The organism is Chitinophaga filiformis (assembly GCF_021646545.1).
GTDB classification, from domain to species: domain Bacteria; phylum Bacteroidota; class Bacteroidia; order Chitinophagales; family Chitinophagaceae; genus Chitinophaga; species Chitinophaga filiformis_A.
In genome coordinates this window covers 160468-176151 of record NZ_JAKIRP010000015.1, presented here as the reverse complement: position 1 = coordinate 176151, position 15684 = coordinate 160468, and the positions used below count along the sequence as shown (strand labels likewise).

Here is a 15684-nt window from a genome sequence, read left to right as displayed (position 1 = left end):
AAGGGAATTTTACATATTGATGGAGTTATATTCTTTTATCCGTGAGTAGCTTCCAATAATAAGCGCCCATTGAGGTAAGACGACAGCTTTTTCTGTTGATAGCGGCCCAATACATATATTCCTCCCCCACTGGCTCGACCAGGCCTACCAGCTGCATTCTCCGCAGGATCTTAAAAGTGTTGATGTTATCGGTATCAGGAGCGTGGGCGGTATATTCATAACTCGGGTCAAGTGCGTACTCGCTATTGGCCTGCCGGAAGTATTCCGTAAGTTTTCGCAGTTCAGTTAAGGCAACCAGCGGTTTCACTTTACGCAGGCTGATGGTGCGTACTATATTCGCCTTAAAAACCGGACGTTGTTTCCATCCACCAAGGGCTTTGTCAATATAACTGTAAATATTACCGGGTGTTACTTCACCACTTATGTCAGCGGCCCCACCTTTCAATGCATCGATGAGTAAACTAGTAAATACGCCCTGCCCGGATGCTTCCATAGACAATTCGGTATTACGGCTTGAAGCCAGGATGATAACGCCTTGTTCCAGGAAGGCTGCGCTATTACCAGGTATTGTGGTTTCACCCATCGCTCCAGCATGACAGCAATCCAGGATCACAATTTTGTGCCTTGCGGCTGACAGGCTGGCAATCTTCAGTATTTCGTCCATCGAAATACCTTCATCATGACGGCTGAAATCGGGTGTTACGATATAGCCGCCTATGTCCGTAACGTATCCGTGGCCTGAAAAATAGAAAAGGCTGATTTCATCATCACCTTTGAAAAGATCGAGTATGAGGGATTTGAGGACAGACCTGGTCTTTACGTTATTGCTAACCATCACATCAAAATTGGGGGATCCATCAGCGTTTGTATCTAATAGCCTGGCCACTTCCATTGCATCATTTACACCTCCTTTTAACTTAGCGCTGCCCGGATATTCGTCAATGCCGACAACCAATGCTTTTCTCATGTGGAGTAATTGAGGATAAAACAATCTGTGTATAACAACACAAAGGTGACAAAGCCTTACGAAGGAAAAAACCTGTAAGGAGGGGGAAAAATCCCCTTTTTTGCTCATTCAGGATAAACCCTTTTCTATGGGGAGGATTTTTCCTGTATTTGACCTCAGCTGAATTTTGTAAGCTATTGAAGCCATAGTTTCGCAGTGTTAAAAATTCCTACTCCACCTATTTTTAAAACTCCAATTATGCAACACCATGTAACAGTAAAGCCCCTTCCTTTTTTCTATGTGGGCCAAAAGACAACTGCAGACCGTATCACCCGGTTCCAAAATCAGAAACACAATGTTTTAAGTCAGGCATTAGGTAAGCCAGACACGACGTCCGTCTGGTATTCGAAAGAGCATTTCGTAAAATTGCTGGAAGAAATTGACTTTGCAGGAGGAGACGGTATCAGGATCAACTTTGGCACCTATGAGGACGGCCACCAGTATGCAGGGCAACTATGCCTGCTGTTTAATGTTACCAGAGAAAAGACTATAGGTAACACTACCATACATCATAATGTGGTGTTGGAAAAAGAATCGAATTTTTCGGAAAGATCATCCCTTCCAAGGGAGATCATTTTATTCCCCGGAGACGACCCTACCGAAGATGTAAAAGATTTCAACCTGGGACTACCTTGTCCCCCACGCTGCGACGACAGTAATTATGAATAACATTCAGTAAATTGAGTAAATGCAGCGTCTACTAAAATATGAATACCTATTTCTCGTACCATTATTGCTTAGCGCCATTTTTAGCCTGAAGAGTTTCCGGCAAAAATGGCCTAAGCCATATCAGTTACTTTCTATATTAGTAATAATATCACTATTAACCGAACTGTCAGCATTCCTTTGGCGCTTGTCTATACACAAGATGTTTTTCTGGGATTATTCTAAAAATAACTTCTGGATCTATAATCTCTTTATCACCATTCGCCTTGGAATTTTGCTCGCCGTCTTTTACCTGATCCTGGACGCCGCGCAGATAAAAAGGATTATCCGGCCGGTGGCATTCATGCTGGTATCATTCGGCATACTGGACTACCTGTTCATTCAAGGCCCATTTCAGTATAACACCTATAGTGTGATCTTCGCTCACATTCCTATCATTATTCTATGCCTTTTTTATTTTAAACAGTTATTACAGGAAACCAGAATAATTGTGTTACATAAGGAACCATTGGTTTGGATGACGTTGGGATTATTTATATACCACGCGGTATCCCTTCCATTTCTAATAATGTTGGGATTCCTGAACATGCAGCAATCTACTTTGTCTTTAGTGTTCCTGCCAATCAATGATACGTTCAATTTATTAATGTGCACCTGTTATTTAATAAGCTTTTTATGCAAACCTCAACTCTCGCAACCGCACTAACGATTATAATTTCCACCGGTATTGTATTTTGTCTTAGCATTGCTATTATCTATTTCCTGTTCCTCTATCAGCGGAAAAGATTCCGACATCAACAGGAGATAATAGAGATACGGGAAACATTTAATCAAACGCTGTTGCAGTCCAAACTCGCGATCCAGGAGCAAACCCTTGATCATATTTCCAAAGAACTACACGCTAATTTCAGCCACCTTGTGTCGCTGATCAATATAAATCTTTCTGAAATACTGCCTCAAAGTCCGGCGGAACAGCGTGAAAACATTATTGAAACAAAATCGCTGGCCAAGCAGCTGATGAGTGAATTAAAAGCACTGAGCGCGAATCTGAATACAGATCATATTATCCACATTGGCTTTGTAAAAGCGTTGGACAACGAGTTAAGCAGACTTGCTAAAACGAAAAAATATGAGGTAATCATTGCCAAAACCGGCGAAGAATACAGGATGTTACCGGAGCATGAAATCATCCTGTTCCGTTTGTGCCAGGAGGTATTAAACAATGTAGTAAAGTATGCGAAGGCTTCAAAGGTTTCCACATGCCTCACTTTCTCTCCTGACCGATTTGCTCTGACGATTGCCGACGACGGGGCAGGATTTAATGTAGAAGAGGCCTTAAAACAAAGTGGAGAAAAACAAAGCACCGGACTACTGAACATCCGTAAACGAGCTGCGCTTATCAACGCGGAATTTAATATTGCCAGTCGGGAAGGAGAAGGTACCTTAGTGTCCATAAACATCCCACATCCCGAAATACTTAAATCCCTTGTTTTATGAAGGACCTCTCCTCAACACTGAATATTGCTATTGTTGACGACCATAATCTTTTCCGCAAAGGTATCATCAAACTTATCAATCTGGGTAATATACAAAACAGATATAATATTCTCTTTGAAGCAGATAATGGGCACGATCTCCAGCAAAAGATGAAACAGGTACCGTTTCCCGATATTATTCTGATGGATATTGAAATGCCAGACATGAATGGGTTTGAGGCAGTAGAATGGTTACAACGCACGCATCCTTCGGTGAAGGTATTAGTTATATCCATGGTGGAATCAGATGAGGCGATCATACGCATGTTACGACTGGGAGTAAAAGGATATTTATCTAAAGACATCGAAGTGGAAGACATGCATCGTGCACTGGAGACTATTGCCAATAATGGTTTTTATTATTCCGATACTGCAACTCAAGTAATGAATCACAATCTCAATGGTACAATGAGCAAAAATAAAGACACTGTATATTTATCAGAAAACGAAAGGGAATTCATTAAGCTCGTAGCTTCAGAACTGACTTATCAACAGATTGCCGAGAAAATGAGCCTGAGCCCTAAGACCATTGATGGCTACCGGGAAGCGCTTTTTCAACGTTTGAAAGTTAAGAATAGGGTAATGCTAGCCCTTTATGCCGTAAAACATGGCATCGTGCAATTATAGACCAGTATACTTTAGCAGGATAATTTCCAGAACGGTGTCGGATAGACATCTTACATCCCCAAACGCTCATTATAGAATATACCAATCATTTACCGAATTAAAAAATTTACTTTTTATTAGAAACTCACTAATTTAACATTAGATGCAATCGATTGGCAAACCGAAGCAAACGTTTACATTTTAGATAAAGTTCAATACCCCTATTTCCAATCTCTCAAAATTTCCGTTATGGAAACATCCCTACGATGCTGTAGCAGTATGCTGCTCTTACTTTTCGTGCCTACCTGTTTACAAGCCCAGGTTACCTTACAGGCAAATGGTCCAGGCGACACGTATGAGCTTATTCAAAGCGTATTAGGCAGTGGAACAGCCGGTGAAGTACCTGACTGCGGCCACTCCTCGTTTGGCAGGCATATTACTGAGGTATTTGACAGCCAGCTTAACAAAAATGTTTTTGTGTTCCACATCCACGTAACGCCGGATAATGATCGCTGCAATGGCAGTACTGACCGGCAAAGAAATGAAATCAAAACACATGGCTCCTCTCCTGCCAACCTGAAAGGCGCCTTAAATGAAACTGTTACTTATCGCTGGAAATTCAAGTTAGACGCGGGGTTTATTCCTACAGCCAACTTCTGTCACATTCACCAGATAAAAGCAGGCGATGGTGATGACGGCGCTCCTATTATCACGATCACGCCACGGGCAGGCAATCCACAGAAGCTACAGATCATTCACAGCACCGGTAGCGGTGGGACTGGTGGTGAAATTCACAGTGTCAATCTTTCTTCATTCAAAGGCGTATGGGTAGAAGTGGTCGAGAAGGTGAAGTACAGCACCAACGGCACTTATGAGATAGTGATCAAAAGAGTGAGTGATGGAGCTACACTGCTTTCCTACAGCGATAACAGCATTAACATGTGGCGTGATGGAACTACCTTCTGCCGGCCAAAATGGGGTATTTATCGCAGCCTCAACAGCATTTCCCAACTGCGTGATGAACAGGTACGTTTCGCTGATTTCTGTATTGCAGAAGGCAGCGCGACCTGTGGTGCTACCCTGGCGGCGGCGGCTGAAGATGTAACAAGCCTTTCAAAGAAAGAAGAACCTTTAAAAGAACCCGCTGCAATAACAGTAAAAGTATTTCCCAATCCGGCAGAAAGCAGCAGCACTATTGACCTCAACTTCAAAGACGCCGGCAAGACGCTTGTCGAAGTATATGACATGCATCAGAAAAGAATAGCAGTGCTGGTAAATACAAACCTGCCAGCCGGCGCCCATCGTACTTTGTTTGATATGAAGTCCGTCCCTGCCGGCACTTATGTATTGCGCGTGCTGCATAATGGAACAGTGATTACGAAGATGATCGCCAAACAGTAATACTATATTTTTTCCACCTCATCATTAACTAATCAAACCAACAACCATGAAAGTCCCCCTAACAAGCAGTTATGCCATGCCTCTGCCATGGCAGTTAACAACAGTATTCACACTATCTGCCATCATGTTTCTTAGCGGTAGTTGTAAAAAAGAGGCGCAAACACCCGATAAGCGCTCCCACTTATCTGAAACACAAACAGCCGCCACCATCAATGGAGATGTAACAATAGCGGCCGCAGTAGGTAGCGGATGGGTTGCATATTCTCCTACCAAAAAAATCCACCTGGACGATGAGAACGGATTGCAGACCTTTAACTGGACGTCTTATAAGTCCGTCGGAGATCCTATCTGTGCCGACTACCGGTACGATAATGGCACCGAGACCTTCCGCATTGTGAATAATAAGTCGAACCGCTCAGAAATACGGTTGCAGAATGAATATTCCACAGGCAGCCGCCAGTTTGAAGGTTACGTCACTTTCAATGCTCCGCTGGACGATGAGTCACTGATGCAGATCTTTGGGAGTACTGAGGGTGCCACCCAGTTAATGATCCGCGGCTATGCCGCCGATGGCGGCTCTATCAGAGGAGCTGGTCAGACATTGGCAACAAATGTTTATGGGAAGGAAGTCCATATCAACGTCATTCATCTACAGGAGGATAAAGGCAACCGGATCAAAATCTATATCAACGGGGTTAAGAAAGCAGATATTGCAGACAATGAAGCAGTCACCAACTACATGAAGTATGGCAATTACGGCACATTAAGAACCGGTACTGCCACCGTAAAATGGAGAGGCGTGAAAGTGTATAGGGACGGTACCGCCCCTAACTGATTGCTTTATAAGGTTACCGTTCAATCAATCAAAAAGGCTTTCGGACGCATGTCTGAAAGCCTTTTAATGTATCCTATTCTTAGCCGTATTATTCTTTTATTTCTACCACGCTTCCGTCGTGCGCACTAAGGTTCGCTGTATATTTTCCTGAGAATTTCCCCAGGCTTTTACCAGTCCAATGATCTATGATTTCGCAGGGGCGGTCCAGTTTAACAGTGATCGTTTTCGCGGTATTATCCCAGTTCAGCAACACCAGGCTTTTGCCACCAGGTGTTGACAACCTGCCTATTTCAAACTTTGTATTCTGAAAATCGGCAGCACGTGCGGTAGGCGGCACTGTTTTACGCAACATGTTTAAGCGTTCGGGGGAAATAGTGGTCAGATCGTCTCCACTCAGCAACATGCCTCCGGTACCGTATATCAGTGCTGCGTGAAAGCGGAACTCATTATCCGGCATTTTACCGGTCAGCAGCAGGCAGTCGGGATCATTCCACCACAGACGTCCATTCTGCCAGGCACGGTACAAATTCTCCCTTCCTGAGCGCTCGAAAACTGACCACTGACGTTTGATATCCATCGAGCTGCGGGAGCCGTGTATAAGGCCTAATGAGGGCCATAGCGGATGATTACAGCCAAGTATAAATGCGTCTCCTGTACCCTTCAGTATAGCTTCCATACCGCGGCGATAAGCCTCTACGCGGGTAGCTTGTTTGTCATAGAAGTAACCGCCGTGGATAGCGCCCCAGAAATTGGCATCCAGTTTAAAATAGGTACATCCCCACTGATTACGCATCGTGCGGAACAATTCTTCCAGGTGCTTTTGTACCGCCGGATTGGTACCATCCAGCACAAACCAGGGCTTCAACCGCCAGCCGCCAAATGTGACCAGGTCACTACGCAGTGGTTTACCATTTGCATCTTTTACCAGCCAGTCAGGATGCTTTTTGTATATCGTGGAATTGCTATCACAAATAAAGGGTGCCACCCAGATGGCGGGCTCGAAACCCTTGCTTCGTATGCTGCTCAGTACCGGCTGTATATTACCTCCAAATGACTGACCTGTCGATAACCAATCGCCCATATGCGGCTGGTAGCCGTCATCTATCTGTATATATCGCAGGGCAGGTATATTAGCCTTGATGTAGTCCAGGTTATCGTAGATGTTCTGTGCTGTTACCCGCGGACCAAAACAATACCAGCTACACCAGCCGGTTGGCGGTTCTTTGAAGGCCAGGCGCGGATGGTGCTGATTGATACGGGCAGCAAATTTCTCCAGCAGGGCATTTCCTTCCTTACCCTTCAGCAAGGCCCATTCCTCCAGTTGGCAGGTAGCGCCAGGGGCCAGGATCAGGTTCTCCAGGTCCATTACCACTTTGATAGTGTCTGCATTGAGATAGAACTTACCTGTAAAGCGCCGGCAACTGGTAAACCCAGCCAGGAGTTCAGCTTCGCCAGGGGGGTATAAACGTAAGAGGTTGTATACCGCCAGGTAGCCGGCAGGCTGAGGGATCTTGTAATGCCCCTCATCGGTATAATTACCCAGCACCTGCGGTTTTTCCAGGGTACCGCTTGTCTGTGTCAGCATCTGGAATCCTTCTGCATAAAAGGGCGTATTGGCAGGTAGTATTTTACCGGCCTGCGCCAGTATTACTTCGTGAATGCTTACCGGTTTACTGCCGGTGTTTGTAATCTGCGCGGTACAAAAGTCGCCCTCCCATGTACGGGAGAGTTGCACGGTAGCAGGTGCCGTTTCACCATTAGCCAGCACAATAGTGGCTCTACTATTTTTCAGTGCTTGCTGAAACTGGTCTGCCGGACCAGCGTAAAGGCCAGCTGCTGCCAGCAGGCCGGTTAACAAAAAGGTTAGAAAAGGTTTCCTGAATATCATCTGCATGAAATTTTTTTACCATTAAGGCGCTAAAGTGATCTCAAATAATTTCATCAATTCCTTACCTGTAATCAGCTCCGGACGTATGCTTAAAGTATGTACACCAGCAGGCAGTGACAGATCGCCTAAAGACTGGATCATGATCTTGTCTGTTGACCGCACTGGCTGGGTTTTCCCATGGAGTGTTGTTCCATTTACAGCTATTGTGAATTTATTCTCGCCGGTGGTGGAATCTGCTGCGTATTTAATATGCGTATGGAACTGCGCCGGGGCCGTCAGCCGGAAGGTCCAGCTAACATATTGTTCTGGCCTTGCCCAGTTATATACATAATATTTCGGGGCTTTGCCATCACCATATTGAAAACCTCCTCCATGCAGCGTACCATCGAAAGCCCGCAGTACATTGGTAATAGTGTGGGTATCCAGTACACGGATGCTATCCGTCTTCACATCCTGCATGTCCAGTACTATTACGCTGTTCATTGAATCAATTGCTTTAGCCGGCAGGACAATTGTGATATCCCGGTCATTTACCCGTTTAACTGTCAGTGCTTTTTGTTTCGGATCTGCCAGTAACCAGGCTTTGCGGACATTGCTCTTCAAACCACCTACATATAAGGGGCCCTTTTCCGGCCAGTCAAACACATGCAGGTACAGGCGATTACCTTTCAGCGTGCTTTCTCCCCAGGGCTGCAAAGGCAAAGGGGAAGCGGTTGTACCGTAGATACTTTCTCCGTTCGTCTGCATCCAGGTGCCAATGCTATGCAGTATAACGGTATCCCTCGGATCTACCAAACCATTGCCCATAGGCCCTATGTTCATTAGCAGGTTGCCTCCTCTGGCGGCAGCTTTTGCCTGCAATCTTACGAAGAACCGGGCAGGCTTGTGACTGTCGTCAAACTTTGAATAACCGTAGGATTCATTTGTAGTAGGGATCGCCTCCCAATCACCGGTAACCGGGTAAAACTCTGCAGGACGGTCGGAAGTGTTGATATAATCACCGAAAGAAATACTGGCAGAACGGGCCAGGCGACCATTTACAACGACGTTGTTATCTACTTCACGGATCGCTTTCAGTATACGGATGTTCTCACTCAAAGGTATTTTGCTGGGGGTATCAAACCATAGTATATCCGGATGGTATTTGCGGATCAATTCCACTATCTGCGGTATCGCCTTTTCGTTCACATACTTCACGGCTTTGGGCAATCTTTCCGGATGAACATCAAACCAATTGAGACCTCCGTGCAAACGCTTATCTCCGGCAGGATTATCGTAGTCCCAGTCATTGCCTGGTGCGTCAGGATGCTCCCAGTCGAAAGCATGGGAATAGTAAAAGCCGAAGCGGATACCATACTTCTTACAGGCAGCAGACAGTTCCTGCATGGGATCGTGTTTAAAGGGAGAAGCACTGATATTGAGATCGCTTACTGCGGAAGGATAGATGGCCACGCCATCGTGATGTTTAGACGTAATGATCAGATAACGCATGCCGGCTGCTTTTATCATTCTTACCCAGGCATCCGCATCAAACTGCTCCGGGTTGAATGTTTTCAACAGTTTCTCCTTATACACCTCCCTGGGAATTCTTTCCTTACGCATGAGGTGTTCTGCATAACCATCGACCTTTTTGCCTTGCCATTCTCCACCTGCAACAGAATACACTCCCCAGTGAATGAAACAACCAAACTTTGCTTCCCGCCACCAGGCAATGCGGGCGTCATGATTTTCCATACTACGTTTCCACCAGCCGTTCAGGGCATCATCAATGGCCGCCTGATCGCGCGCGGCGCCTTTTTGCAACAGGAGGCCCTGTTCATCGCCTCTATCAGCAGCGCCAGCCTGCGTTTGCGCCTGTAGCCGGAATGAAATAATGATAATGACTACACTTAAAAATAAGTTCCTCATAGTACTATATTTTATGTGTGTTACACGTTTATAGGTATTTAATGTGATTATCTTTTGCGGTTATCAAGAGGCTCATTATTTCCATTCGGGACTGCTACGCTATCTGGATTTCCGGTAGAATACCGGAAGCATTATAAAGTAATAAATGCTTCCGCTATTCCTTTAACGACGGCACCTACCATACTCTTTCCTTTATTCAGCAGCACGCTGATCTGTGCCTGTCCATTGGCCAGTTGTACTTTACGCGATCCACTGGCAGTTCCCTGGTCATCTATCAATGTGCCACTACCTGCAATGGAAAAATTGATATAGTCTGCTGCATCCAGGCAGGGAACGCCCTGGGCGTCCACAAGCTTTACCTTTATCAGGGCCGTGTCGCCAGTGATGGTTTTCTCCATTATCAGTTTGGCGGGTTTAGTCCATTGGTCGGTCTGGTAAGTAAAAGACACTTCATCTGTCACTGTTTCTTTTCCTTTACGGGCAACTACTTTCACCAGGTAATCCCCTTTATGTAAAGGCAATTGCCAGCGAAGGCCTGCAGCCGGGAAATCCTGGCTATTGCGCTTCTTAACGCCATAGCTCCTACCATTTACAAACAGTTCTGCTTCAGGACAGTTGGAGTAGACCCAGATCATTTTTTCCTCACCATCCTTACCCCAGCGCAACGGCCAGTTATGACCATAGATATGCGCCATGGGGTGTGTAGCCCAATAGGACTGAAATACATAATAGGATTCCTTGGGGCTAAGATCACGGGCTACTACACCTTTCTGGTTTACGTATGGCACCGGATTGTCAGGACGTAAGGGCGTGGAGAAATCTTTAAAGATCCAATAAGCGCTGCCGGTAAGCTGTGGTATTGTCTCCTGTTCTTTGAGGTGCCAGTCAATGAGGTTACACGCATAGGTCTCAGACCAGTCTCCATCTTTCGAGGCACGGGCGGTTCCGCCGGTAAGGGCAAAGTCGCCGGTGCGTTCATCTGCGCCTTTGCCTGTCGCGACCTTCTTCAAAGCAGCTTCAGGATATTCTGCATGCCGGCCCTGATGGCTGTCAGCGCCCCATTCTGCATGAAAGAAGTGTGGTACGTCGGCAATAGCTTTTAAGGTTTCATCCTTATATTCTGTATATCGGCCACGATACCACCCTGCCCAGATGGAAGGAGAATACACGTCAACAATATCCTTACAAAAATCACAGCGGCGGATGCTTGTTTTACGAGAGTTATCCAGTTGATGTGCCAGCGCGTTTAATTCTGTCATGAAAGCGCGGATCTTCTGCTTATCAAACTCCGGGAAATCGCCGGGCCAGTCATTTTCATTACCCAATCCCCATAAGATCACGGAAGGATGATTACCATGCTGTGTGATCATGTTGGTCAGCATACGGCGTGCTTGTTCTTTGTAAACGTCACCTCCCAATCCGCCACGGCACCAGGGAATTTCTTCCCATACCAGTATGCCCAGGCTATCGCAAAGTTCCAGTACAAGAGATGACTGCTGATAATGCCCCAGTCTTATGAAGTTGGCACCCATATCTTTTATCATCTTCATTTCCCGGCGTATCATATCCTCAGTAAGTGCTGCCGCAACACCAGCGCCGTCTTCATGCCTATGTGTACCTTGTAACAGCAAACGTTGGCCGTTCAGCATAAAAGGTCCATGCGTTACAAATTCGAAATGCCGGAAACCAAAATATCCATTCCAGACAGCTTCACTAGCAGCGCTTTTGAGGCGGGCCTGCACGGTATATAAGTGCGGCTGGGCAGGCGACCATAACAAGGGTTTCTTAATAGTAATAGCAGCTATATTCAGTGTGCTATCTTTCAGCGGGACCTGCTGTGTATAGTGCTGTACTACTCTTTTCTGAGGATCAAGTATATCAATGTCCAGTGTTGCCTGTTCTGTATGTTGTGGATTGTGGAATGCTGCTCGCAACTGTATTATACCTGTTTTACCATTTGCATCAACCTGCGGATTAATGTGGAATTGTTCAAAGGATAAAGCCGGTGAATATACCAGATTTACATACCGGTAAAGACCACCGTACACATTAAAGTCAGACATGGAAGAAGGAATCATTTCTACATCCCGGGCATTGCTGCAGCGGATCTCCAGCGGCACTTTTCCGTTGTACCGCTTCGCATCCGGGCTTTGCAGGAATTGTTGTATGGCATCGGTTACGTCCACCGTCCATTCATCATAACCGCCGGTGTGATGAGCGACGAGTGTGGTGTAAATATAAACGTCTGTTTTTTGTCCGGCGCCCTCGAAGTGTAAGAGCGTGCGACCTTGTGTGTAAGGGTTTTTAATGTCCAATGTTGTTCTATACCAACCAGGGCCCTGGTAATAATTCAGGTCCGGATCTACGGCGTCTTTTGCATTAAAGCAGTGCGGTAGAGAGACTTTCTCCCACAGCGGAACAGATTCCGGACTTCCTTCGGCAGCTGGGCGAACAGCTTCCCAGACCTGGCCTAAGTCTTCCCGTAAAAATTCCCAGTTCTGTGTAAGGCGCTGGCTTTGCTGTGCCTGTGCCGGGAATGATATCAGACAAAAGAGAACTCCTGTTAAAAGCAGGTAACGGATCATTAGTAATATAGCATTATGTGTTGTAATACTGGTATTCGAAATTACAGGCAACGGCATGGTCATGCGTTACTGTTGACGGTAACGATACAGTTATGATGGCGTTTTTTAATTGAGAAAAAGAGGGATGGATGATAATGGGTATTTACTCCTTCTTTTTCATGAACCTGGAATCTTGTTGTAAGTTATGCAATCGTTTGCATTAAATGAAATTCTCGAGGGAAAATTTCCATTAAAGCAATGGTTATCAATCAAAAAAATGATTTACTGGATAAATAAAGAAGGATTGGGGGGCTGTTGACCAAGAAACAGGTTGGCCAGATCAGGCACTCAACCTATTATACTTTTCAAACGGGCTGAACATCAATTTTGAAAGATAAGAACTATCCATATTGGTCTGAATTAGACGAAATACAACTTGTGAAAAAATTACACAAGTTCAGAATGAAGGGGTCAAAAAGGTTTATAACTTCAACAGAAAATGTGGTTAAGAGGCTTGCAAATAAAACTCATATAAGAGTACATTTAATAATATGGAACTATTAACTGAAAGTGCGTTAATCTGGTCGCCAGTTGTTGCCAATAACCGGATGAATCGGAAGCGAATAGCCAGTGGGGTAAATAGCTATGAAAAAGATTTGAAGTTCAGTCCCGGCCCCTACTTGAATAAACGCCTGGAAGCACAAGGACATGCTAAATGGTTGGATCTGTGTTGTGGAGAAGGTAATGCTTTGCTTCAGTATGCCAGCGAAGTAGCAGGCAAAAATCTGCAGGAAAGAATCACACTTAAAGGTATTGATCTTGTAGATCAGTTTCAATCAATCCCTCCTACTGTTAGCTGCCTGCAATTTGAAACACGTTCTCTTGTCGATTGGGAAGATCAGGATCAATATGATCTGATCACCTGTGTTCATGGACTTCATTATGTTGGTGATAAACTTAAAGTAATAGTGAAGGGTTTGAAGGCAATTAACAGCCAGGGAATCCTCATAGCCAATCTTGATTTGAATAATATTAAAATTGAAGGCGATCAGAAGGGGAATTATTTAAAGAAGCTATTCAAGGAAAATGAGATCGACTATAGTGCCCGGACGAGACTTATTAGATGTGAAGGGCCGAGATACATAGACTTCAATCTTGATTATAAAGGTGCGGACGATAAGGCCGGCCCTAATTATACGGGACAAGCTGCTGTAGATTCATATTATTCCATCAAAACTCACCCAAACAACTGATGGTAAATCACTTATTACGACAGTTTTCATATAAGACAACAATACCCTGGAGGTATTCTTGAACTTCACAACAAAGCAAATTGGCCTTTATAGCAAAAGCTGGTGTCTGACACCAGTGTAATTTTGCTAAAAAAGGAACAATGAAACAGATAGATCAAATTTACGTTAACGGGAAGTTTACCAACCCGAAAGGAACAGAGAAGGCAGATATCATTAGTCCGGTGGACGGTTCAGTTATAGCGCAACTGACCTATGCGAACGAAAGCGATACAAATGATGCCATTGCAGCAGCCAGCGAGGCTTTCAAGCACTACTCCCAGAGCACAATAAAGGAACGGACCACCTATCTTCAAAAGATCCATGACGAAATCATGAAGAGAATGGACGATCTTATTCAGGCTACCATTATAGAATACGGCGCTACCAAAGAACGCGCGAAGTGGTCAAACATGCTTGCAGCCACAACATTCGCAAGTCATATATCCATCCTTGAACAATATCCGTTCGAAAGGAAGATGAACGAATCTAAAATTGTGATGGAACCGGTTGGTGTTGCAGCACTGTTTACTCCCTGGAACTCCAGTTCAGGATCCATTGCGGTGAAGCTCGCTCCTGCCCTTGCTGCTGGTTGTACCGTAATTATCAAACCAAGTGAATTCAGCCCCTGGCAGTCGCAGATCATCATGGAATGTATTGATGCTGCGGGCCTACCTGCAGGTGTGGTGAATATGGTCAACGGACGGGGAGACGTTATCAGCAAAGCTTTGATGGCTAGTCCGGCGGTTACAAAAATAGCCTTTACCGGTTCCACACAGGTGGGTAAGATGATCGCCCAGCAATCAGTTGCTACAATGAAGAGACTAACGCTGGAATTAAGTGGAAAATCTGCTAACATTATTCTGAACGACGCTGACATATCCACAGCAATCCCCCTGGCTTTGCAGGCTTGTTTTATGAACAACGGGCAGGCATGTATAGCAGGCTCCCGTTTGTTGATTCCGGAGGCTAAAATGGCAGAAGTAAGAGAAGCATTAATTAAGGCTGCAGGCCGCTTCAAAGTGGGCCGGCCTTACAACGACGACGTCAATATCGGTCCCGTTGCCAGCCAGAAACAATACGACCGTATACAGCAATACATTAACATCGGTATTGAGGAAGGCGCTGAACTGATTTGGGGCGGACCTGGTCGTCCGGAAGGACTTGATGATGGTTATTATGTGAAGCCAACTATTTTCATGGGCGTTAACAATAACATGCGTATCGCCAGAGAAGAGGTATTTGGTCCGCTACTTAGTGTTATTCCTTACAAGAATGAGGAAGAGGCGATTGCTATTGCCAACGATACAGAATATGGGTTAATGGCATATATCAGTTCAAAAGATAATAGCCGGGCAGAAAAGCTGGCATCTAAGCTTCAGGCAGGCAGGGTATTGATCAATACATTAAAACACGATCCTTTGGCGCCATTCGGCGGATTTAAGCATTCCGGTATTGGGCGGGAAAACGGTGCATTTGGATTGGAAGCGTATCTGGAAGTGAAGGTGCTGATCGCTTAGGGCATTGATTGATTGAGGTGGCATGGAAAGTGATTGGGTGGCTGGTATTTCCTGCCGATCATCTTACAATTCCCGCAATACTTATAAAGGCTTCAGGGTAGTATTCCTGAAGCCTTTTAATTATTGGTAGCCATATATAACTTTAAATACCCTCTTAGCTTACCGGGCATTCATAGGTGCTCGTAATCTCTCTTTCTTCTTTCTGAGCATTAAACTCACAATTAGTGAAATTACGCTGGCTATAAAAATCAAAATAAGCCCCATAGACAATACAGTTATCCACATTTCTACATTGTGTATTGACGGAAACATGTATTCAATAAGGGGTTCTGCCAGAAAACAATAGCCAAACGATAATAAAAGCCACATAAGAATATGGACAACGATGATCGTACTTTTCTTCCTTTTCATTGTGTTTGATCGGTTTTTGCCTGTGCTTAGATTTTCAGTGCTGTTGCCTGACGAG

At 45.0% G+C, this 15684-nt stretch carries 11 protein-coding genes; 7 read left to right on the top strand and 4 right to left on the bottom strand.

Translation table 11 applies throughout. From position 1 onward, the window contains the following. Positions 1-25: 25 nt before the first annotated feature. Positions 26-967: a caspase domain-containing protein gene (locus tag L3C95_RS27910; protein ID WP_236393286.1), complete on the bottom strand. Its 942-nt coding sequence runs from the start codon at positions 965-967 to the stop codon at positions 26-28. Between the two features lie 237 nt (positions 968-1204). Here L3C95_RS27910 and L3C95_RS27905 point away from each other — a divergent pair, with 237 nt between their 5' ends. The 5 genes from L3C95_RS27905 to L3C95_RS27885 all read left to right on the top strand — a co-directional run bounded on the left by L3C95_RS27905 (position 1205) and on the right by L3C95_RS27885 (position 6049). Further along, positions 1205-1675 carry a hypothetical protein gene (locus tag L3C95_RS27905; RefSeq protein ID WP_236393284.1) on the top strand — a complete coding sequence of 157 codons (471 nt, stop codon included), beginning with the start codon at positions 1205-1207 and terminating at the stop codon, positions 1673-1675. A gap of 645 nt (positions 1676-2320) precedes the next feature. After that, a complete protein-coding gene (locus L3C95_RS27900) occupies positions 2321-3169 on the top strand; it encodes a sensor histidine kinase (RefSeq protein WP_236393275.1) in 849 nt (282 codons plus the stop codon). Further along, positions 3166-3834, top strand: a complete 669-nt coding sequence (locus tag L3C95_RS27895; protein ID WP_236393273.1) for a response regulator transcription factor — start codon at positions 3166-3168, stop codon at positions 3832-3834. The genes L3C95_RS27900 and L3C95_RS27895 overlap by 4 nt, the downstream gene beginning before the upstream one ends. Positions 3835-4062: 228 nt before the next feature. Beyond that, the gene (locus tag L3C95_RS27890) at positions 4063-5214 is read left to right on the top strand and encodes a T9SS type A sorting domain-containing protein (protein WP_236393271.1); all 1152 of its coding nucleotides are present in this window, start codon (positions 4063-4065) and stop codon (positions 5212-5214) included. Positions 5215-5260: 46 nt separating this feature from the next. After that, positions 5261-6049 (top strand): hypothetical protein, encoded by a 789-nt coding sequence (locus tag L3C95_RS27885; RefSeq protein ID WP_236393269.1) that lies wholly within the window; start codon positions 5261-5263, stop codon positions 6047-6049. Positions 6050-6137: 88 nt separating this feature from the next. On the opposite strand, the gene L3C95_RS27880 is transcribed toward L3C95_RS27885, so the two are convergent. The 3 genes from L3C95_RS27880 to L3C95_RS27870 form a co-directional block, all read right to left on the bottom strand. Continuing rightward, entirely contained in the window at positions 6138-7943 is a 1806-nt protein-coding gene (locus tag L3C95_RS27880) for a glycoside hydrolase family 36 protein (protein ID WP_236393267.1), read from the bottom strand. A 15-nt stretch (positions 7944-7958) separates the two neighbouring features. Next, positions 7959-9845: an alpha-L-fucosidase gene (locus L3C95_RS27875; RefSeq protein WP_236393251.1), complete on the bottom strand. Its 1887-nt coding sequence runs from the start codon at positions 9843-9845 to the stop codon at positions 7959-7961. 131 nt (positions 9846-9976) lie between these two features. After that, on the bottom strand, positions 9977-12493 hold the full coding sequence (locus L3C95_RS27870) for a glycoside hydrolase family 2 protein (RefSeq protein ID WP_236393221.1): 2517 nt from the start codon (positions 12491-12493) through the stop codon (positions 9977-9979). A gap of 467 nt (positions 12494-12960) precedes the next feature. On the opposite strand from L3C95_RS27870, the gene L3C95_RS27865 reads away from it, so the two are divergent. Together L3C95_RS27865 and L3C95_RS27860 are read left to right on the top strand one after the other, a co-directional pair. Further along, positions 12961-13662, top strand: a complete 702-nt coding sequence (locus L3C95_RS27865) for a class I SAM-dependent methyltransferase (RefSeq protein WP_236393219.1) — start codon at positions 12961-12963, stop codon at positions 13660-13662. Positions 13663-13802: 140 nt separating this feature from the next. Beyond that, on the top strand, positions 13803-15218 hold the full coding sequence (locus L3C95_RS27860; RefSeq protein WP_236393217.1) for an aldehyde dehydrogenase family protein: 1416 nt from the start codon (positions 13803-13805) through the stop codon (positions 15216-15218). Positions 15219-15684 lie beyond the last annotated feature (466 nt).

What these genes read in the sequence shown, in the direction of transcription:
- L3C95_RS27885 (WP_236393269.1), top strand. Translation starts at nt 5,261, where the DNA reads ATGAAAGTCCCCCTAACAAGCAGTTATGCCATGCCTCTGCCATGGCAG.
- L3C95_RS27905 (WP_236393284.1), top strand. Translation starts at nt 1,205, where the DNA reads ATGCAACACCATGTAACAGTAAAGCCCCTTCCTTTTTTCTATGTGGGC.
- L3C95_RS27875 (WP_236393251.1), bottom strand. Translation starts at nt 9,845, where the DNA reads ATGAGGAACTTATTTTTAAGTGTAGTCATTATCATTATTTCATTCCGG.
- L3C95_RS27910 (WP_236393286.1), bottom strand. Translation starts at nt 967, where the DNA reads ATGAGAAAAGCATTGGTTGTCGGCATTGACGAATATCCGGGCAGCGCT.
- L3C95_RS27890 (WP_236393271.1), top strand. Translation starts at nt 4,063, where the DNA reads ATGGAAACATCCCTACGATGCTGTAGCAGTATGCTGCTCTTACTTTTC.
- L3C95_RS27880 (WP_236393267.1), bottom strand. Translation starts at nt 7,943, where the DNA reads ATGCAGATGATATTCAGGAAACCTTTTCTAACCTTTTTGTTAACCGGC.
- L3C95_RS27865 (WP_236393219.1), top strand. Translation starts at nt 12,961, where the DNA reads ATGGAACTATTAACTGAAAGTGCGTTAATCTGGTCGCCAGTTGTTGCC.
- L3C95_RS27870 (WP_236393221.1), bottom strand. Translation starts at nt 12,493, where the DNA reads ATGACCATGCCGTTGCCTGTAATTTCGAATACCAGTATTACAACACAT.
- L3C95_RS27895 (WP_236393273.1), top strand. Translation starts at nt 3,166, where the DNA reads ATGAAGGACCTCTCCTCAACACTGAATATTGCTATTGTTGACGACCAT.
- L3C95_RS27860 (WP_236393217.1), top strand. Translation starts at nt 13,803, where the DNA reads ATGAAACAGATAGATCAAATTTACGTTAACGGGAAGTTTACCAACCCG.